This window comes from Streptomyces albus subsp. albus, assembly GCF_000719865.1.
GTDB lineage: Bacteria > Actinomycetota > Actinomycetes > Streptomycetales > Streptomycetaceae > Streptomyces > Streptomyces albus_E.
In genome coordinates this window covers 226,814-246,526 of sequence record NZ_JOID01000015.1, presented here as the reverse complement: position 1 = coordinate 246,526, position 19,713 = coordinate 226,814, and the positions used below count along the sequence as shown (strand labels likewise).

Genomic DNA, 19,713 nt, shown 5'->3' with positions numbered 1-19,713 from the left:
ACCGCTTGGTTTACAGCGAAACCGATCCTACATTGGACATTGTCCAAGTCAAGAAGAATCCGAAGACCGTACGCGTTCGGAAACCGGGGACCCGCTTGTTAAGCTGGACCCCCAGATTTCGTTAGGTGATGGACATGAGTGACCTACTGGACCGCCTCCGAGGCCGCGGGTGGCGGATGACCGCCCAGCGGCGGGTCATCGCCGAGGTGCTCGACGGCGACCATGTCCACCTGACCGCCGACGAGGTGCACGCGCGGGCCGCCGCGCGACTGCCCGAGATCTCGCGCGCGACGGTGTACAACACCCTCGGTGAGCTGGTCTCCCTCGGTGAAGTGATCGAAGTCTCCACGGACCGCCGGGCCATGCGGTACGACCCCAACGCGCACCGGCCGCACCAGCATCTGGTCTGCGGCCAGTGCGGCACGGTGCGGGACGTCCACCCCACGGGCACCCCGCTCGCCGACCTCCCCGAGAGCGAACGCTTCGGCTTCACCATCTCGGGGGTCGACGTGACGTACCACGGCCTCTGCCCGTCCTGCGCCGCCTCCGCCTGACGCGGTGGGACCGGCGTCGCCCACGGGCGGCGGTCGCCTGCGGACGGAAGCGGCCGCCGACGGGCCGGGCTCTCACGGGGAGGCAGGGCAAGGGCGCACGGGACGGTGGTGGAGTGCTGAACCGGCCCGGCGCATGCGGCCAGCCCGGACGCGATGCCCAGAGATGCCCTGATCCGGACTTGCCCTCCGGGGCATGCTCCCGGACATGACGAAGACCCGGATCCTCAGGATCCGGGTCTTCGTGCCGAGTAGCGGGGACAGGATTTGAACCTGCGACCTCTGGGTTATGAGCCCAGCGAGCTACCGAGCTGCTCCACCCCGCGTCGTTAACTCAACTCTAACCGTCGGCGACGACCAGCGCAAATCCGGGGGCACCGGCCCGGGAACGGCCGGGGAAAGGCCGGGGAAAGGCCGGGGAACCGGGGCCCGGCCGACGGCGGGCCCCGGTGCGCACCGCCGTCCCTCCCGGCCCCGCCGTCCCTCGTACCACTGCCCCCGGCCGGGACCGGGCTCCGCCCGTCCCCGCCCCCCGGTGCCCATGCCCGGTGCACCAAGACGCCGCGGTCCCGATGCCGGGGCCGGGCCGGGACGGGGGCCTGGGCGGGGCCGGTGCGAGGACGGCTCCGGGACGCTACGCCGACAGTTCCTGCCGGAGGGCGTCCCGAAGCCTCGCCGCACGCTCCGCCACCTCCGGCGGGCCCAGCTTCACCGCCTCCGAGCACCACTGCTGGGCGTCGACCAGGTCTCCGCGCCGCGCCGCCAGCAGAGCCAGCCGCAGCGCCGCCCGGCCGTGGCCCGCCTCGGCCGCCCGGGTCCACCAGAGCGCGGCCTCCGGCTCGCTGCCCTCGCGGGCGTACAGCAGGCCGAGGTTGAAGGCGCCGTTGCGGCTGCCCGCGTCGGCGGCACGCCGGTACCAGCGGGCGGCCCGCACCACGTCGCCGCGCGCGGCGGCCAGCATTCCGCACCGCACCTGCGCCCTGCGGTGGCCCTGCTCGGCCGCGCGCTCGTACCACTCCTCGCTCTCCGCGGCAACGCCGTCCCCGGGACCGGCCGTGAGACCGCAGGGCTCCTCCCCGCCGGAGCGGCCGCGCGCCACCCGGTCGAGCAGGGCGCCGAGCCGGAAGGCCGCCTCCGCGCTGCCGCCGCCCGCGGCGCAGCGCAGATGGCGCTCGGCCTCCCGCTCGTCGCCGTCCCGCAGCAGGGCGATGGCGACCTGGAGCGCCGCCTCGGTGTGCCCGGCCGCCGCGGCGCGCTCGTACCAGCCGCGGGCCTCGGCCTCCTCGCCCCGCCCGGTGTGCAGGATGCCGAGGTTGAAGGCCGCGTCGACGCTGCCTGCCTCGGCGGCCTTGGAGAACCACGGCCCCGCGCCCGCGGCGTCACCCTGCTGGAGCAGCAGGACGGCGAGGGCGTTGGCCGCCTCGCGATGCCCCGCGTAGGCCGCGCGGCGGTACCACTGCTCGGCCTGCTCGGTGCGGCCCTGCTCGGCGCAGAGCAGCCCGAGGTTGAAGGCGCCGTTGACGTCCCCGGCGTCCAGGGCGGCGCGGTACCAGCGCTCGGCGGTCTGCGGCTCGCCGCGGTCGGCGTGCAGCGCGCCCAGGGCGTTGGCGGCGTTGCCGTCCCCGTCCTGGGCGGCACGGCGCCACCAGACCGCGGCACTGTCCGGGTCCCCCGCGTCGCGCAGCAGGAAGCCCAGCGCGCAGGCGGCGCGGGCCTCGCCGTCCTTGGCCGCGCTCAGGTACCAGCGGCCGGCCTCCTTCGTCTCGCCGCGCTCCTCCAGGAGGGTGCCGAGGTAGAGGGCGGCGCGCCGGTGGCCGCGCGCGGCGGCCTGGCGGTACCACTGCTCCGCCTCGGCGGACGCGCCCGGCGCGGCGCCCTCCCCGGGCAGGGGGTGCGGCGGGGCCGGTGCGGGGCCGAGCTCGCGGGCGGCTCCCGTGGTGCGGTCGCGCCGGGCCGGGTCCCTCAGGTCGAGGATCCGGGCGAGCCGGTAGGCGGCCTCCCGGTGCCCCTGCTCGGCGGCGACGCGGAACCAGCGCTCCGCGCCCACGTCGCTGCGGTGCTCCAGCAGGTCCCCGAGGGCGTACGCGCCCAGGGCGTGCCCCGACTCGGCGGACTGGCGCAGCCAGTACTCGGCGCCGGTCTCGTCCCCGCGCTCGCGGCAGTAGCGGCCGAGCGAGTGCGCGGCGGCGGCGGAGCCGGCGACGGCGGCGATCCGCCACCAGCCGGCGGCCTCGTCGACGTAGCCGCGCTGGTGCAGCAGGACGCCCAGGTTGTTGGCGGCAGCCCGGTCGCCGGTGGCGGTGGCGGCGCGCAGGTGCGGTTCCGCGCCGTCGAGGTCACCCCGGCGGAGCAGCAGCGCTCCGAGGACGCCGGCGGACTCGGGGTCACCGGCTTCGGCGGCGCGGCGGTGCCGGGCCTCCTTCTCGGCCTCGGCCGCGGCGGTGGTGTCCAGGTCGGCGGCGGCCGCTTCCGGGCGGGGGGTGGCGGCGTCCGGGCAGCCCTCAGGGGCGGCCGGCGCGACCGCATACCGCTCGGTATCCGGTGGAGCCACAAATCGACCTGATTCCAACAGACTTGCCTTGTCCCCCATAAGGGCCATCGTCGCACCACCTGCAACCTGCGTACACCTTGTATACCGCAGCCAGTGAAGTCACTTCGGCGTTTTGTCGACTTCCCGACATGACGAGGACTCAAACTCCAGCGCGCACAGTCCCCCCATACAAGTGAAGGACCCGGAGTCAGTTGACTCCGGGTCCTTCGTATGAGTAGCGGGGACAGGATTTGAACCTGCGACCTCTGGGTTATGAGCCCAGCGAGCTACCGAGCTGCTCCACCCCGCGCCGTTGTGTGACAACCGTACCACGGCGCGGGGTGTTGCCTGCTCAGCCGCCCTGGTCCGGCTCCCTGGCCGCCTTCTCGGCGTCCGCGGCTCGCTTCAGGGCGTCCCTGAGGTCGTCCTGGGCCTTGCCGTAAGCGGTCCAATCCTGCTCCGCGAGGGCCTTCTCACCGGCCTCGATGGCCTCCTGGGCGTCCTCCAGTGCCTGGCGCACGGTCGGGTCCGCACTCGGGCGGTCGCGCTCACCCTCATCGCCGGTGCCGCCCTCCTCGCCCTCGCCCGGCGGGGGTTCGGTCTCGCCGGCGCCGGCCTCCTTCTCGCCGAAGACCACGTCCAGGGCTTCCCCGAGCGTGTCCTCGAAGGCGGTCTCGTCGCCGTAGGAGACCAGAACCTTCCGCAGCAGCGGGTAGTTGGTGCCGGCACCGCGGACGTAGACCGGCTCCACATAGAGCAGACCGCCGTCCAGGGGCACCGTCAGCAGGTTGCCGTACTCGATCTCCGAGTCACCCCGCTGAAGGATGTTGATCTCGTTGGCGATGGCCGTCTCGGAGTTGAACTTGCTCTGCACCTGCTGCGGTCCGGACACGGTGGTGTTGGACGGCAGTTTCAGGATTCTGATCTTCCCGTAGCCGTCACTGGTGGCGTCGGCGTCCACGGCCATGAACGCGCCGAGGTTGTCGCGCCGGTTCGGGGTGAAGGTCGTCGTCAGCGAGAAGGTCTGCTCCTTCTGGTCCGGCATCCGCATGCTGAGGTAGTACGGCGGCACGGAGTTGCCGGACTTGTTCGTCGGGTCGTCCGGGACCTGCCAGACCTCACTGCCGCTGTAGAACTGCGCGGAGTTGGTGACGTGGTAGCGGGTCAGCAGCTCGCGCTGGACCTTGAAGAGGTCCTGCGGGTAGCGCAGGTGTTCCATCAGCTCGGTGCCGATGGCGCTCTTCTTCTCGACCGTGTCCGGGAAGGCCTTCATCCAGGTCTTGAGCACCGGGTCCTTGGTGTCCCACTGGTACAGCTTGACCGAACCGTCGTAGGCGTCGACCGTGGCCTTCACCGAGTTGCGGATGTAGTTGACCCGGTTCTCCTGGGCGACGACCTCGCGCTGACCGGTGGTCAGCGAGTCGGCCGTGGTGTCGCCCAGGGTGGTGCGCGAGGCGTACGGGTAGCCGTTCGACGTGGTGTACGCGTCGACGATCCACTGGATGCGGTCGCCCACGACGGCCGGATAGGCGTCGCCGTCGATGGTCAGCCAGGGCGCCACCGCCTCCACCCGGTCCTTGGGCGTCCGGTTGTAGAGGATCCGCGAGCCCTCGCCGATGGCTCCGGAGTACAGGATCTGCGGCTCGCTGAACGCGGCCGCGTACGCGGCGCGGTTCACCGGACCGGACAGGTCGACCCCGCTGTCGCCGGTGTAGCTGTACAGCTTCTCACCGCTGTCGTCGGAGTAGTCCAGCTCCTTCTGCGGGCCGCCGACGATGGAGTACTGCTCCATCTTCTCGCCGTAGTAGACCCGCTGCTGGTACTTGTCGAACTCACCCTTGGAGGGCAGGTCGGACTCGGTGAAGTCCGGGGCGCCACCACGGGTGGTGGAGGTGCCCTTGGCGGCCACCGCGCCGTAGCCGTGGGTGTACTTGAAGTGGTCGTTGATCCAGTTGCGCTCGGGGATGCCGTTGATGTTCAGCTCGCGCAGGCCGATGACGGTGTCCTGCTCCTTGCCGTCGCCGTCCTTGTAGCGGTCGACGTCCAGGGTGTCCGGGAAACCGTAGTAGCCGCGGACCTGCTGGAGCTGCTGGAACGTGGGCGAGACGACGTTCGGGTCGAGGAGGCGCAGGCTGGCCGTGCTCTCGGCCTCCTCGCGCAGCTTGGCGCTCTCGCCCTCGTCGACGGAGACCTTGCCCTCGTAATCGCTCACCTTGGCGTCGTCGATGCCGTAGGCGTCGCGCGTGGCGTCGATGTTCTTCTTGATGTACGGGGCTTCCTTGGCCTGCTCGTTCGGCTCGACCTGGAACTTCTGCACGATGGCCGGGTAGAGGCCGCCGATCAGGATGGCCGACAGGACCATCAGGCCGAAGCCGAGGACCGGGAGCTGCCAGGTGCGCCGCCAGAGGGTGGCGAAGAACAGCACCGCGCAGATCGCCGCGATGAAGAACAGGATCGTCTTGGCCGGCAGGTAGGCGTTGGCGTCGACGTAGCGCAGCCCCGTCCAGTTGCCGGTGGCCTTGAAGTCACTGGACTTCACCGCGAGGCTGTACCGGTCCAGCCAGTAGGCGACCGCCTTGAGCGCGACGAAGAGACCGACCAGCACCGACAGATGCCCGGTGACCGCCCCGGTGGCGCGGGCGCCCGGACTGGTGAGCCGCAGCCCGCCGTAGAGGTAGTGCGTCAGCGCGGCGGCGATCAGCGACAGCACGACCGTCGCGAAGCCGAAGGCCAGCAGGAAGCGGAACCAGGGCAGGTCGAAGGCGTAGAACGAGACGTCCTTGCCGAACTGCGGGTCCTCGGTGCCGAACGGGACGCCGTTGATCCACATGAGCCAGGTGCGCCACTGGCCGGCGGCGGAGGCACCCGCGATCAGACCCACCAGGGCCGTCACGCCGAGGAGCACCCACTTCTTGTAGGGCGCGATGCCCATCCGGTAGCGGTCCAGACTCTGCTGTTCCAGGGACATCGCGCTCAGCGGCGGCCGCATGCGGTGCGCCAGCCAGACGTTGACGCCCACGGCGGCCGCCATCAGCAGCCCGAAGACGGCGAACAGGCCGATCTTGGTCCACAGGGTCGTCCGGAAGACCGAGGAGTAGTCGACCGAGCGATACCAGAGCCAGTCCGTCCAGAACCCGGCGAACATGACGAACACCATGGCCAGCAGGGCGAGTGCGGCCAAGGTCAGCAGCAGGGTCCTGGAACGCCGGGACGGTCCGCCGGCTCTCATCCGTGGCCCGGTCGGGCCTCCGCCGCGGTCCGGCATCTGGAAAGCCAAGGTGCGCCCCTCGAAGAAATCGCAGTCATACGGGTCGTGTGCACGAGCCCAGAGATACTAGGGCCCACTCATGCAACTTACTCAAGCTTTACCCAGTTCCCGATTCCGGCCACGAAGAAGGCAAGATACGGACCATGTCTGCCTCCTCCGCACCGAACGGCCCCGAGACCCCCGAGCCCGCCGCGGGCCCGGCCCCCATCGCCGCCGGCCCGCTCACCCGCGCCGTGCTCGAGATCGACGAGTACGCCGCCGCGCTCGGCTGGGACCAGCCCGCCCGCCTCTTCGCCCTCGTCGACACCGAGCGGCTGCTGTCCGAGGAACCCGAACTGGCCGCTCAGCTCGGCCTGGAGAGCGGTGACGGCTCCGGCGCGCTGACCCCCGTCGAACAGGACGAACTGCCCGCCGGGACGCCCCTGGACGAGTTCCTGGGGACCATCGCCTGGCCCGATGCCGTGAGCGGCTGCGCCATGACCGTGGAGCGGCTCATGCTGCCGCCGTCCGCCGAGGCCTCCGTCCCGGAGGGGCTGGACGGCGAGCAGCTGACGCGGTGGGTCGCCGGCCACCCGGACCGGCAGGAGGTCCGGATGACTGTGGCGGTGCTGCGGGACGGCAGCCGCGAGTCGGCGCTGCGGCTGCGCGAGAAGGACTCGCCGACGGAGGTGCTCACCGGCGCCGGGCTGGTACCGGGGCTGGCCGAGGCGCTGTCCGCGACCTTCGCCGAGTAGCGCGGGCCCGCGGCCGGACCCGGACGGGCGCCCGTGGGCGCGTACGGGGCGGCCGGTGCCGTCCGGCTCAGTTCGCGGAGCAGGCGGGCAGTCCGGTCGTCCCGCCCTCGGCGATCCTCTCGACGGAGTCCACGGCGTCGCTGAGCGTGCGGACCTTGACCAGGGTCAGCCCGTCCGGCTTGCCGACGAGGGCGGCCCGGCAGTTGTCCTCCGGGGTCAGGAAGAACTCCGCTCCCTGCTCATGGGCACCGATCGTCTTCATCTGGATGCCCCCGATGGGGCCGACCTTGCCGGTGTCGTCGATCGTCCCGGTGCCGGCGATGAACTCTCCGCCGGTCAGCGACCCGGGCGTCAGCTTGTCGACGAGGCCCAGGGAGAACATCAGTCCGGCGCTGGGACCGCCGACATCGGCGAGCTTGATGTCGATGTCGAACGGGAAGGTGTGGTCCGTCCCGGCCTGGATGCCGACGAGCGCCCGGCCGTCCTCGGGCGCCTTGCCGGCGGTGACGGTGACCGTCTCCGTGGCCTTGGGCTCCGCCTGGCCCGCCTTCTCCGCCGCGGCGGCCTTCTTGGCCGGCACGATGGTGAACTCGACCCGCTCGCCGGGCTTGTGCTCGGTGACGAAGTCCGCCACGTCCGCGGGCTTGCGCACCGCCTGCCCGTCCACGGCCTTGATCACGTCGCCGGCGTGCAGCCTGCCCTCCGAGGCGCCGTCCTTGACGACGGAGGCCACGACCACCCGTGAGGTCACGGGTATGCCCAGTTCCTCGAGGGCCGCCACCTTGGCGCTCTCCTGCGACTGGCTGAACTCCTCGGCGTTCTCCTCGTCCGCCTGCTCCGCCGTCTGCCCGTCCGGATAGAGGGTGCTGTGGGGTACGACGGCGTCCCGGGACAGCCAGCCATAGACGGCCTCCGCGAGATTCATCCGGTAGTCGGCGCCGGTGACCCGGACGGTCGTCATGTTGAGATGGCCGTCCGCCGGATAGGTCTTCCGGCCGGTCACCTGGAGCACCTCGGCGCCACCGTGCTTCTGGAGCGTGTTCACGGTCGGCCCGGGGGACATCTCGGAGTACGGCACCGGAATCAGCACCCCGGCGCACAGCAGCGCGATCAGCAGCAGCGTGGAGGCGAGCATCGTCGCAGTGCGGCGTGGCATGGAACGACAGTACGGGACCGGGTCAGAGGTCCACTCGCGGGGCGGGCCGTCCGGGGACTGCCCGGAATGGCTCACGGATACGGCGCCGGGGCTCGTGCCGGGCAAGCCGCGTGACGCCCGGAGGAAGACGGACCGCGGTCAGGCGGCGTCGGAGCCGGGGACCGTCCCCGGGCTGGACGCGGCCGGCCCGGGAACCGAACCGGGGCGCTCCATCGCCTCGCGGAACCTCGCGTAGCCCGCGAGCTCGGCGACATCCCCGGTCTTGCGCTTGCGGGCGGCCCAGCGGGCCCACACTCCCGCGGCAACCGCCGCGACCACCGGAATCAGCAACCAGGCGACAGCCGCCATGCCGGCCTCCCGACTCCCTGCACCAGCGCGTTCAACAGCGCAATCAACAACAGATGAGCAGATTAGCCATCCGCACTGTCAACGCTCACGGCAGGGGGGCGGTTACGCAACCGGGCGGAAGCGCGGTGGCTGTCCCGGGTGATACCCGGCGTGACGGACCGTACACCGTCTTTCCGCCCGCGCCCGGGCCGTGTCCCCCGTGGCGCGGGGGCGCCTCCGCCGTCTCGCGCGCCGCGGGCCCGCCGGGAAGGTGCGGAGCCGCCCTGAGCCGGCTCTAAGCCCCGACCCATTCCTCGGTGCCGTCCGTGAACTGCTGGTGCTTCCAGATGGGGACCTCGTGCTTGAGGTCGTCGATGAGACGCCGGCAGGCGTCGAACGCCTCCGCGCGGTGCGGGCAGGAGACCGCGACCACCACGGCCAGATCCCCGACCACCAGGTCGCCCACCCGGTGGACGGCGGCCAGCGCCCGTACCGGGAACTCCGCGGCCACCTTCTCCGCCACCCGCCGCAGCTCGGCCTCGGCGGTGGGGTGGGCGGAGTAGCCCAGGGCGGCCACCCCCGCGCCCTCGTCATGGTTCCGCACCGTGCCGACGAAGAGCGCGGTGCCGCCCGCGGCGTCGTCCGTCACCGCCCCGAACACCTCGTCGATCGAGAGCGGGCTGTCGCGGACCGCCAGCAGGCGGATCGGGTCGGGATGGGCCTGCTCGCCGGGATGTTCGTACGTCCGTGCCATGGCGCCCATCGTGCCGCACGGGGCGGGAATCGCGGAACAGGCACCCCCGCGACGCGGCGGCCCGCGCTCAGAGGCGGCGGCGGGCCTTGCGCGCCCGGCGCACCAGCGCGGCCGTGCCGACGAGGGCGACGGTGGCTCCCGCGGCGCCCAGCGTGGTGGCGTCCTTGCGGCCCAGCCGGCGTCCGGCGACGGTGTGCCGGCCCGCGACCTCGTCCAGCAGTTCGGCGAGGACCTCCTCGTTGGTGTACCGCGGCCGCCACCCCGCCTCGTGCAGCCTGCTGCCGCTGACGACCCAGGGGTGCATCGTGTACGCCAGATCGCCGGCCGGGGAGGGGGTGAGGCCGAGCCGGTGGAGCCGGGAGGCGGCGCCGAGGGCGACGGCGGACGGGAGTTCCATCCGCCGGATCCCGGACAGCTCCTCGATCTCCTCCTGCTCCAGCCAGCCGTCGCAGCCGACCACGAACTCGCCCTCGACCTTCTCCAGCGCCGCGTACTCCAGCGCGCCGACCAGGTCGTCCATGTGGCAGAACTGCCAGGCCGGGCGGGAACCGGCGACGACCAGCAGCCGCGGTGACTCGAAGTAGCGGGTCAGGGCCGTGTCGGTGCCGCCGACCAGCACGGTGGGACGGGCCACCGTGACGTTGAGGCCGGGGTGGGCTCGGGGCGCCCGGCGGCCCAGGCGTTCGATCTCCAGCAGGTCGCCGACGCCCGTGGCGTCCGCGGTGGCGCGAAGCTCGGCGGTCTCCGCGAGCGGTACGTCGTTGTCGGGCAGGGCGCCGTAGACCATCGCCGAGGTGCACAGCACGACCCGGTGCACACCGGCGGCCGCGGCGGCGGTGAGGACGGTCTGGGTGCCGCGCACGTTGTACGCGGTGCGGGCGGCGGGGTCGGACTCCAGGTCGAGGTCGAGTGCGAGATGCACCACCACGTCGACGCCGCGGAGCTTCGCCGCGATGAGCGGATCGCGCACGTCGAGGAGGTGCCATTCGGCCTCCGGCACCTCCCCGCGCCGCTCGTCGATGGCGATGACCTGCTTGACCTCCTCGGAGGCCGCGAGCCGCCGGGTGAGCAGCTCACCGGCTCCGGTCGCGGCGCCGGTGACCGCGACGACGGGCCGCCGCACGGTCGCCGGCGGGGGGTTTCGCGTTGCGCGAACTTCATGGTCTGGGGAACTCACCGGGCGTCTCCAGCGGTTGTCTGCGTACATGCGTACGTGCGCCTGAGCGTACGGACCAGGTGGCGTCCATCCTGCCGCAGGCGGTGGGGCGGCGGAGCACCCGAGCCTGGAACGGGGCCGACGTGTCTACGCTGGGTGGTGACGCCGGACAGTCGCCGCCGGCCGGAGCCGGCGGCCCTACGAGCCGAGGAAGCCCGTGAGTGACAACCCATTCGGATTCGGCCTTCCGCCGGAGGAGCCGGAGGACGGCGACAACGGCAGGAAGCAGGGCGGCGAGGGCGGTGGCCGGGGCCCGGCGAATCCCTTCGGGTTCGGCACGGGGCCCGGAGGCCCGGGCGGTGACAACCCGCTCGCCGCGATGTTCGGTTCCCTGAACCCGAACGACCTGGGCGCGGCCTTCCAGCAGCTCGGTCAGATGCTCTCCTACGAGGGCGGCCCGGTGAACTGGGACATGGCCAAGGACATCGCACGGCAGACCGTGGCGCGGGGCGCCGCCGAGGGCGCCGGGGACCCCAGCGTCGCGCCCGGCGAGCGGTCGTCCGTCGAGGAGGCCGTACGGCTCGCGGACCTCTGGCTGGACGGCATCACCTCGCTGCCCTCCGGGTCGAACGCGGCGGTGGCCTGGAGCCGCGCCGAATGGGTCGAGGCGACGCTGCCGGCGTGGAAGGAGCTGGTGGACCCGGTCGCCGAGCGCGTCGCGGGCGCGATGGGCGACGTCCTGCCCGAGGAGATGCAGGCCATGGCCGGCCCGCTGCTCGGGATGATGCGGTCCATGGGCGGCGCCATGTTCGGCACCCAGATCGGCCAGGCCGTGGGCACGCTCGCGGGCGAGGTCGTCGGCTCCACCGACATCGGACTGCCGCTGGGGCCGCCGCACAAGGCCGCGCTGCTGCCGGTGAACGTCGCCGCCTTCGGCGAGGACCTCGGTGTGCCGCTGGACGAGGTCCGGCTCTATCTGGCCCTGCGGGAAGCCGCCCACCAGCGTCTCTTCGCCCATGTGCCGTGGCTGCGCTCGCATCTGTTCGGCGCGGTCGAGGGGTACGCGCGCGGCATCAAGGTGGACACCGCCAAGCTGGAGGACGTCGTCGGCCAGCTCGACCCCTCGCGCCCCGAGCAGCTGCAGGACGCCCTGCAGCAGGGCATGTTCCAGCCCGAGGACACCCCGGAGCAGAAGGCGGCGCTGGCCCGGCTGGAGACGGCCCTCGCCCTGGTCGAGGGGTGGGTGGACGCGGTGGTGCACGCGGCGGCCTCGCCGCATCTGCCCTCGTCGGGCGCGCTCCGCGAGATGCTGCGGAGGCGCCGGGCCACCGGCGGTCCTGCCGAACAGACCTTCGCCACTCTCATCGGGCTGCGGCTGCGGCCGCGCCGGCTGCGGGACGCCTCCCGGCTGTGGGCCTCGCTCACCGACGCCCGGGGGGCCGACGGCAGGGACGCGCTCTGGGGGCACCCGGACATGCTGCCCACCGCGGAGGACCTGGACGACCCGGACGGCTTCGTCCATCGCGAGCAGGCGGACTTCTCGGAGCTGGACAGGATGCTCGGGGAGGCGGCCGGCGGCTCCGGCAAGGACGCCGGGAACGGTGGCGGGGACGGGAACGGGGACAAGGGCGGAGAGCCCGGCGGCTCCGGCCGGGAGGACGACGGCGAGAAGTGAGCCTGCACACGGACGCGACGCGCGTTCTGGAGGACTGGACCCCGCGGGTCCCCCCGGCCGATGCCGGTCAGGCGGAGCTGCGACGGGACTATCTCGGCCATCTGCTCGCGCACCCGGACGGCATGTGGAAGGGCTGCCGTGAGGGGCACATCACGGCCAGCGCGCTGGTGGTGGCCCCGGACACCGGTCAGGTGCTGCTGACGCTGCACCGGAAGCTGGGGATGTGGCTGCAGACCGGCGGCCACTGCGAGCCGGAGGACACCACCCTGGCGGGCGCCGCGCTGCGGGAGGCCACCGAGGAGTCCGGCATCGCGGGGCTGGAACTGCTCCCCGGCGGACCGGTCCGGCTCGACCGGCACCTGACCCCCTGCGCCTGGCACCTCGATGTGCAGTACGCGGCCGTCGCCCCGGCCGGATCGGTGGAAGTGGTCAGTGAGGAGTCGCTGGAGCTGCGCTGGTACGGCTGGGACGAGGTGCCGCGCGTGGCGGACGCTTCCGTGGTCCGGCTGACGGAGGGCACCCGCGCGCTGCTCTGACGGCGCGGCGCCGGCGGACGCCGCCGGCCCGGGCCGTGAGGCCGCGGGCCGGCGATCCGTGCCGGAGCGTCAGCGGTTCGTCCAGACGTTCCCCTGGTTCTGGCCGTGCGCGCCCTGCGGCCCCATGCCGTACTGGGCGCGGAGCCCCTGGCCGGTGACCGCGTTCTGCGGCGGCAGCAGCTCGCTGGGCTGGACGAGGGCGTACCCCTGGCCGAGGAAGCTGAGCTCCCAGCCCTCTCCGGTGTTCCCGCGCCGCCGGAAGACCCCGGAGGAGTGGGTCTGCGCCTGCATCTGCACCCGCAGCGACGTCGACCAGGCGACCACCGCGTCGGCGTCCGCGTTGACGTACGTGTCGGGCGTCACCCGCAGCATCAGGGGCTTGCCTGAGGTCATCAGGGCGACCTTGCCCTGCCCGGAAATCTGCAGGTTGTAGGCACCGGAGCCGGAGATGCCGAACTGGCTGTCGACGGCGATGGTCTCCCAGTGCAGCGCGGAGTCCAGTGCGAGGACGTACGCGCTGTCGACGGTGAGCCCTTCCTGGTCCACGTCCAGGATGTGCACGTACTGCGCGAGGTTGGCCAGATAGACGGTGCCCTGGCCGGAGCAGCGCATGAGGTCCAGGCCCTCACCGGTGTGGGCCCGGGACTGGCGCCGGCTCCGCGACTGGTATTCACCGTCGAACTCGACCAGGCCCTGGTAGGCGACCATGCTGCCCTTGCGGGCGAGGATGTCGTCGTGGCCGCCGAGCGCGACCCGCAGCATCTGCGGATTCTGCAGGGCGTAGCGCTCCTGGGTCTGGTTCTCGGTGTGGCCGAACAGCGGACTCTGCATCTGTTCCCGTCCCCCCTCAGCCCCGGGCCCGGAGCCGGTCGGTGCTGTCCTCGCTCGGCTGTACGACGACGAAGCCCTGGCCGGAGAAGCCGAGTTGGTAGGCCTCGCCGCTGCCGCGGCCGATCACCGAGGACGCCTTGAAGCTGCGCTTCCCCTTCATCTTCAGACCGCTGGACCAGGCCACCAGGGCGTCCGGGTCCACATAGGTCTCGTCCTCGCCTCGGCCGCAGTCGACGACGATCGGGGTGCCGCGCGAGGTCAGCGCCACCCAGCCGGTGCCGGAGACGGCGACGTTGAAGAGGCCCTGGCCGGCGAACTTGGCCATCCCCTTGACCCGCTGGACGCCCCACTGGAGGTGGGCGTCGAAGGCGAGGAGATTGCTGCCGTTGACCGACAGCGATTCATCGGCGAGGTTGACGCAGACGACGTCCGCGCCGTAGTCGGCGAGATAGAGCAGGCCGTCGCCACTGCACTTCATCAGCGGCGCGCCCTCACCGGTGAGCCATTGCGAGGCCATCTGGCGCACGGCCGGCGGGTTGGGCTCGTACTGGACGAACCCCTCGTAGGCCACCATCGAGCCGGTGCGGGCGAAGAGGTCCTGGCCGCTCTGCATGGCGACCCGGAGCATGCTCGGGCCGTGGTTCTCCATCCGGGCGGACACCGGGGCCGGGGCGTAACCCGAGATCATGTGCTGGTCCATCACGGGCTCCCTCAGACCTCGTACGGCTGGACGACGATGAAATTGCCGGGCGCGCCGCGGAACTGCAGGTTCACGGTCTCCCCGCTGTGGCCCGGATAGGCGTTGCGGCGCAGCCGCACCTGGCTGGAGATGATCACCTGCGAGGCGGCGGACCAGGCGACGACGGCGTTGCTGTCGGCGAAGGTCGTCGGGGTGACGGGGAGGACCACCGGGGTGCCCCGGGTCTTCACCACGACGGTGCCGGTGCCCTGGAACAGCATGGTGAAGAGCGCTCCGCCGGGGATGCCGTGGCCTTCGATCCGCCGCACCTCGTACTGGAGGGACTCGTCGAAGGCGAGGACGTTCTCGGCCGAGACGCAGATCGCGTCACCCTGCAGCTCGATCGGGTGAATCTCCGCGGCGTCCTCCGCGAGGAAGACCTGGCCGCGGCCGGTGCAGCGCATCAGCTGCATCTCCTGGCCGGTGGCGTTGCCGACGACCCGGCCGGCGAAGCCCGCTCCCTTGTAGCCGAAGTCGACCTTGCCCTGGTAGAGCACCATGCTGCCCTGGCGGGCCAGGACGGGCCGGTCGTCCGCGCCGAGGTCGACCCGGACCAGCTGCCGGCTCTGCAGGGTCCACCGCTGGCCGGTGGGCGCCTCGCGGTACTTCTCCAGGGCGCTGCCCAGACCGGCGGGCGGGGCACCCGCGGCCTGCGGCGGGCCGTACGGACCGGGCTGTCCCGGGACCTGGCCGGGCTGTCCCGGGATCTGGCCGGGCATCGGTGCCGGCCCGCCGTACGGGGCCGGCGCCCCGGGCGGCTGGGCGCCGGGGTACGGCTGGCCGGGCGCCGGGCCGTAGGGCGCGCCGGGCGCCGCCGGGGGCTGCGGAGGACCGGGCGGGGACATCGGGCCGGGAGGCGTCATGGGCGCGGCGATGGTCGGTGCCGCGGCATGGGGCTGCGGGGCCGGGGGCTGCGGGGCCGGGGCCTGCGGGGCGGGCGGCGCCGGCGGGGTGCCCTGCGGTGGCGTGAACTGCGGGCCGGGCGCCGGAGGCTGCGGCGCGGGCGGTGCCTGGGGAGCGGGCGCCTGCGGTGCCGGGGAGGGCTGCGGCGCGGGCGGCTGCGGTGCCGGGGACGGGGCCGCGGGGGCGCCGAACGCGGGCGGTGCCGCCGGGGCGGCCGCCGGGGGTGCGAACCCCGGCACCGCCGCGCCCTGCTGCTGCGCGGGCTGCTGCGGCTGGGGGGTCTCCGGGCTCTCCTCCTCCAGGACCTCGCCGCCGAAGTTCTTCAGCAGCGCCTCCAGTCCGCCGTCGAACCCCTGCCCCACGGCAGCGAACCGCCAGACGTCCTTCCGGTAGAAGTCGCCCAGCATCACGGCGCGTTCGGTGCTGAACTCCGAGCCGTCGAAGGCGTAGCGCGCCACTTCCTCGCCGCCCGCCACGATCCGGATGTAGCCGGGGCCCACCTGGGACATCTGGCCCGCGCCGTCGATCGTCGCGGTGAACGACAGCCGGTGGATGCTCTGCGGGACGCGGTCGAGGGTGACGCGGAAGGACTCGGTGTCCCCCGCCTGCGCGCCGAGGAGCTGGATGGACTCCTCCGGCGACTTGGGCTGGTTGAAGAAGACGAAGTACCGGTCGTCCGAGAGCCGCTCGTCCGCGTCGAGTCCGAAGCAGCTGATGTCGAAGGACAGTCCGGGACCGGCTATCTGCACTCCGACGTACAGATCCGTCCCCGCTGTCAGGTCACTGATCCTGGCCTTGTGGCCGCGCTGGAATTCCCTGGCCATGCGTAACGACCGTCCCCCATCCCGAGCTGTACGTGCTTGCGCGCCAGGCTAACCGCTGGTCACCGCGCCCGGCGATCCCGAAGCGGAAAAGCTTCTGTCCCGGTCTCGTACCGGAAACCGGCGCGGTCAGGCGCCGGACTCGTCGGCGGGCTCGTCGCCGGGCCCGGCGGGACGCGGCAGCCGCCGGGCCGCTACCACGCCCTCCAGATAGCCGCGGGCGCGCTCCGTGCGCGGGTACGCCTCCAACAGCCGCCAGAAGTCGGCGCCGTGGCCCGGGACCAGCAGATGCGCGAGCTCGTGGAGGAGGACGTAGTCCGTGACGTATCCGGGCATGCCCTGCAGCCGGTGCGACAGGCGGATGCTGCCCTCGGCGGGGGTGCAGGACCCCCAGCGGGTGTTCTGGTTGGTGACCCAGCGCACGCTCCGGGGACGGGCCCGGGCGCCGAGGTACTGCGCGGACAGGCGCTCGGCCCGCTCGGCGAGCTCGCTGTCGCCCAGCATGCGACGGCTCTCCTGGGCGGCGAGCCGGTCCAGCATCACCGTCACCCAGCGTTCCTCCTCGGCCTGCGACATCCGGGCCGGGATGAGGACGACCGTGCGGTCGTCCTCGCGGTAGGCCGATACGGTGCGGCGCCGGCGGGCGCTTCTGCGCACCTCGACCGCGCTGGTCCGGGGGCGGTGGGGCGGCTGGCCGAGCCGGCCCGGTGTGCTGAGGGAGTTCTCTCCGGCGCGGCTCAGTGGATCGGAGGGCACCCTCCCGACGTTACCCGCTGCGGCCACGGGAAGTCCCGCCCGTCTTCGCTTCGTACGCGACTCCCCCACAAGTGGAGACCGATGAGCTGACTATCCACAGGACCTGTGGACAACTTTCGGCGGGAGTCCGCCCGCCCGGCCATGCTGGCACCCGTCGGGGAGAACCGGAGAGGACCGAGGAGGCGGCGATGCATCCGATCATCAAGCCCGCGCTGCGGCGCGGCTGGCGGGACCGGCAGACGGTGCAGTTCGGGGTGACGCCGGCGCATGCCGTGCTGCTGGGCCCGGTCGACACGGCGACCGGCAGTTTCCTCTCCCTGCTGGACGGCACCCGGGGTCTTCCGCTGCTGCGGGCGGAGGCCGCGGCCCTGGGCCTGTCCGGGGACCGGCCCGGTGAGCTGCTGCGGCGCCTGGCGGCGGCCGGCCTGCTGGACGATCCGACGGCGCCGGGGGGCGGCCCGGCGGCGGACGGCGTTCCTCCCCCGGAATACCGGGAGCGGGCCGCCGTCCCGGACCGGCTGCGGGCGGACCTGGGGTCACTGTCGGTGGTGCATCCCGAGCCGGGCGCCGGCGGACGCCGGTTGGCGGCGCGCAGAGCGGTACGGGTCCAGGTGCGCGGCGCCGGGCGGGTCGGGGCGGCCGTCGCCACGGCGCTCTCGGCCGCCGGCGTGGGCCAGGTCGATGTGGTGGACGGCGGCCGGGTCGCGCCCTGGGAGACCGGCCCCGGCGGACTGCCGCCGGAGTCCTCCGGCGAGCGCCGTGACACCGCCGCCCGCAAGGCGGTCCGCGCTGCCGCCACCGCGAAGGGGCGGGCCCGGCGCGCAAGGGCCGGGGCCGAGGGTCCGCCGTTCACATCCGGGGCCGGGCTCGCCCTGACGGTGCTGGCCCCGCGCGACGGCCTCGGCGCCTACGCTCCCGATCCCGTGCCGGCCGAGGCGCTGCTCGCCTCCGGGATCCCTCATCTCTACGCGGGAGTGCTGGAGGGCACGGGCGTGGTCGGCCCGCTGGTGATGCCCGGTGAGTCGCCCTGCGCGGGCTGTCTTCAGCTGCACCGTTCCGAGCGGGACCCCGCCTGGCCCCGGCTGCTCGCCCAGTGGCGTTCGGCCCGGAACCCGGCCGAACCGGCGTGTGACACAGCACTCGCCACCGTGGTCGCGGGCCTGGCGGCGGCGCACGCGCTGGCCTTCCTGGACGGCCGGCCGCCGGTGTGCGCCGGGGCCCGGCTGGAACTCGCGCTGCCCGATCTGGCGTGGGAGCCGTGTTCCATCACACCGCACCGGGCCTGCGGGTGCGGTGCGTATGAAGCGGTCGAGCGTCCATACTCACCAGATGGTGCCGGACGACCGGAGCGGCCGGAGCCGGCCGGCCCGGGCACCGTCGCGGAGGGCGGCTGCCCTTCGGTGAAGCGCAGTGAAGTTGGAGGAGCGCATGTCTGATCTTCCCCGCAAGGCGGTCACCCGTACCGCCAAACTGGCGGCGCTGCCACTGGGCTTCGCCGGACGCACCGCCCTCGGGCTCGGAAAGCGCATCGGCGGGCGCCCGGCCGAGATGATCGCCAGTGAGCTGCAGCAGCGGACGGCCGAACAGCTCTTCTCGACCCTGGGCCAGCTCAAGGGCGGGGCCATGAAGGTCGGGCAGGCCCTCTCCGTCTTCGAGTCCGCGCTTCCGGAGGAGATCGCCGGCCCGTACCGCGCCGCCCTCACCAGGCTCCAGGAGGCGGCGCCTCCAATGCCCTCGCAGAGCGTCCACTCCGCCCTGGAGAAACGGCTCGGGTCCGACTGGCGCGATCTCTTCGAGGAGTTCGAGGACAAGCCGGCGGCCGCGGCCTCGATCGGTCAGGTGCACCGCGCCGTCTGGCACGACGGCCGGGAGGTGGCCGTCAAGATCCAGTACCCGGGCGCCGGTGAGGCGCTGCTCTCGGATCTCACCCAGCTCGGCCGGTTCGCGCGGCTGCTGGGGCCCCTGATTCCGGGGATGGACATCAAGCCGCTCATCGCCGAGCTGCGCGACCGGGTGTCGGAGGAGCTGGACTACGCCCTGGAGGCCCGGGCCCAGCGCGATCACGCCGCCGAGTTCGCCGACGACCCGGATGTGGTGATCCCGGGCGTCGTCCACCAGGGCACCGAGGTGCTCGTCACCGAGTGGATGGACGGCGTGCCGCTGTCGGAGGTGATAGCCGACGGCACCCCGGAGCAGCGGGACCGCGCCGGACAACTGCTGGCCCGCTTCCTCTTCTCCGGCACCGCCCGCACGGGGCTGCTGCACGCCGACCCCCACCCCGGGAACTTCCGGCTGCTGCCGGGGGATGCGGAGGGTGACGGGCCGGAGCAGTGGCGGCTGGGCGTACTCGACTTCGGCACGGTCGACCGGCTGCCGGACGGGCTGCCGCCGCTCATCGGCACCGCGCTCCGCGGTGCCCTGGACGGCGACGCGGAGGGGGTGTACGCGATGCTCTGCGAGGCGGGCTTCGTCCGGGATTCCGTCGAGCTGGACCCGGACGCCGTGCTGGACTACCTGGTCCCGATCATCGAACCGGCCCGGGCCGAGGAGTTCACCTTCACCCGCGGCTGGCTGCGGACCCAGGCCGCGCGGATCGCCGACCCGCGATCACCCGCACACCAGTTGGGCCGGCAGCTCAATCTGCCGCCCTCCTATCTGCTGATCCACCGCGTCACGCTCAGCACCATCGGTGTGCTGTGCCAACTGGGGGCGACGGTCCGGCTGCGCGACGAACTGCGGGACTGGCTTCCCGGTTTCCTCCCGGACGGGGCCAGGGAGCCGGGGCCGGGCGGGACCGCGAGCGCGGCGGGGCCCTCGGAGGGCGAGGCTCCGGGCGGCCCGGCGGAGGAGCCGGCCGGCGAACCGTATGAGAAGGCGGCCGGCGGCTGAGACGCCGGCGGCCGTCCGGCCGGTCGGGGCCGGCGGGACCGCCCGGCACGGCCGAGGGGCCGCTCCCGGATGGGAACGGCCCCTCGG

16 protein-coding genes and 2 tRNA genes are annotated in these 19,713 nt (G+C 73.0%); 6 read left to right on the top strand and 12 right to left on the bottom strand.

The annotated features are described in order from the left end of the window. Window positions 1-134 precede the first annotated feature (134 nt). Entirely contained in the window at window positions 135-554 is a 420-nt protein-coding gene (locus IF83_RS0117025) for a Fur family transcriptional regulator (RefSeq protein WP_030545048.1), read from the top strand. 249 nt (window positions 555-803) lie between these two features. On the opposite strand, the gene IF83_RS0117020 is transcribed toward IF83_RS0117025, so the two are convergent. The 4 genes from IF83_RS0117020 to IF83_RS0117005 all read right to left on the bottom strand — a co-directional run bounded on the left by IF83_RS0117020 (window position 804) and on the right by IF83_RS0117005 (window position 6,310). Next, window positions 804-877: transfer RNA gene (locus IF83_RS0117020), tRNA-Met, on the bottom strand. Window positions 878-1,185: 308 nt separating this feature from the next. Continuing rightward, the gene (locus IF83_RS0117015; protein WP_030545047.1) at window positions 1,186-3,150 is read right to left on the bottom strand and encodes a tetratricopeptide repeat protein; all 1,965 of its coding nucleotides are present in this window, start codon (window positions 3,148-3,150) and stop codon (window positions 1,186-1,188) included. Between the two features lie 167 nt (window positions 3,151-3,317). Beyond that, window positions 3,318-3,391: transfer RNA gene (locus tag IF83_RS0117010), tRNA-Met, on the bottom strand. Between the two features lie 42 nt (window positions 3,392-3,433). Next, complete coding sequence (locus tag IF83_RS0117005) at window positions 3,434-6,310, bottom strand: UPF0182 family membrane protein (protein WP_051722841.1); 2,877 nt, start codon at window positions 6,308-6,310, stop codon at window positions 3,434-3,436. A gap of 182 nt (window positions 6,311-6,492) precedes the next feature. Here IF83_RS0117005 and IF83_RS0117000 point away from each other — a divergent pair, with 182 nt between their 5' ends. Beyond that, window positions 6,493-7,083: a PPA1309 family protein gene (locus IF83_RS0117000; RefSeq protein ID WP_051722840.1), complete on the top strand. Its 591-nt coding sequence runs from the start codon at window positions 6,493-6,495 to the stop codon at window positions 7,081-7,083. A gap of 67 nt (window positions 7,084-7,150) precedes the next feature. Here IF83_RS0117000 and IF83_RS0116995 read toward each other — a convergent pair whose 3' ends face one another. The 4 genes from IF83_RS0116995 to IF83_RS0116980 form a co-directional block, all read right to left on the bottom strand. Beyond that, complete coding sequence (locus IF83_RS0116995) at window positions 7,151-8,239, bottom strand: YlbL family protein (protein WP_030545044.1); 1,089 nt, start codon at window positions 8,237-8,239, stop codon at window positions 7,151-7,153. Between the two features lie 138 nt (window positions 8,240-8,377). Beyond that, window positions 8,378-8,587: a hypothetical protein gene (locus IF83_RS0116990; protein WP_037680241.1), complete on the bottom strand. Its 210-nt coding sequence runs from the start codon at window positions 8,585-8,587 to the stop codon at window positions 8,378-8,380. 274 nt (window positions 8,588-8,861) lie between these two features. Then, entirely contained in the window at window positions 8,862-9,320 is a 459-nt protein-coding gene (locus tag IF83_RS0116985; RefSeq protein ID WP_208605886.1) for a molybdenum cofactor biosynthesis protein MoaE, read from the bottom strand. Between the two features lie 67 nt (window positions 9,321-9,387). Further along, window positions 9,388-10,497, bottom strand: coding sequence for an SDR family oxidoreductase (locus IF83_RS0116980; protein WP_030545041.1), 1,110 nt, complete (start codon window positions 10,495-10,497; stop codon window positions 9,388-9,390). A 196-nt stretch (window positions 10,498-10,693) separates the two neighbouring features. Between IF83_RS0116980 and IF83_RS0116975 the strand changes: the two genes are divergently transcribed. Further along, on the top strand, window positions 10,694-12,151 hold the full coding sequence (locus tag IF83_RS0116975; protein ID WP_030545040.1) for a zinc-dependent metalloprotease: 1,458 nt from the start codon (window positions 10,694-10,696) through the stop codon (window positions 12,149-12,151). After that, window positions 12,148-12,687 carry an NUDIX hydrolase gene (locus IF83_RS0116970; protein ID WP_030545039.1) on the top strand — a complete coding sequence of 180 codons (540 nt, stop codon included), beginning with the start codon at window positions 12,148-12,150 and terminating at the stop codon, window positions 12,685-12,687. Before IF83_RS0116975 ends, IF83_RS0116970 begins: the two co-directional genes overlap by 4 nt. 69 nt (window positions 12,688-12,756) lie before the next feature. On the opposite strand, the gene IF83_RS0116965 is transcribed toward IF83_RS0116970, so the two are convergent. From IF83_RS0116965 to IF83_RS0116950, 4 genes are all read right to left on the bottom strand, one after another. Further along, window positions 12,757-13,518: an AIM24 family protein gene (locus IF83_RS0116965; RefSeq protein WP_030545038.1), complete on the bottom strand. Its 762-nt coding sequence runs from the start codon at window positions 13,516-13,518 to the stop codon at window positions 12,757-12,759. Between the two features lie 16 nt (window positions 13,519-13,534). Then, the gene (locus IF83_RS0116960; RefSeq protein WP_030545037.1) at window positions 13,535-14,218 is read right to left on the bottom strand and encodes an AIM24 family protein; all 684 of its coding nucleotides are present in this window, start codon (window positions 14,216-14,218) and stop codon (window positions 13,535-13,537) included. Between the two features lie 11 nt (window positions 14,219-14,229). After that, window positions 14,230-15,984, bottom strand: coding sequence for a TerD family protein (locus tag IF83_RS0116955; RefSeq protein ID WP_030545036.1), 1,755 nt, complete (start codon window positions 15,982-15,984; stop codon window positions 14,230-14,232). A gap of 126 nt (window positions 15,985-16,110) precedes the next feature. Beyond that, window positions 16,111-16,737 (bottom strand): M48 metallopeptidase family protein, encoded by a 627-nt coding sequence (locus IF83_RS0116950; protein WP_030545035.1) that lies wholly within the window; start codon window positions 16,735-16,737, stop codon window positions 16,111-16,113. Between the two features lie 188 nt (window positions 16,738-16,925). Between IF83_RS0116950 and IF83_RS0116945 the strand changes: the two genes are divergently transcribed. Both IF83_RS0116945 and IF83_RS0116940 read left to right on the top strand, forming a co-directional pair. After that, the gene (locus IF83_RS0116945; protein WP_051722839.1) at window positions 16,926-18,173 is read left to right on the top strand and encodes a ThiF family adenylyltransferase; all 1,248 of its coding nucleotides are present in this window, start codon (window positions 16,926-16,928) and stop codon (window positions 18,171-18,173) included. Further along, window positions 18,166-19,626, top strand: a complete 1,461-nt coding sequence (locus tag IF83_RS0116940) for an ABC1 kinase family protein (RefSeq protein ID WP_030545033.1) — start codon at window positions 18,166-18,168, stop codon at window positions 19,624-19,626. The genes IF83_RS0116945 and IF83_RS0116940 overlap by 8 nt, the downstream gene beginning before the upstream one ends. The last annotated feature ends 87 nt before the right edge of the window (window positions 19,627-19,713 follow it).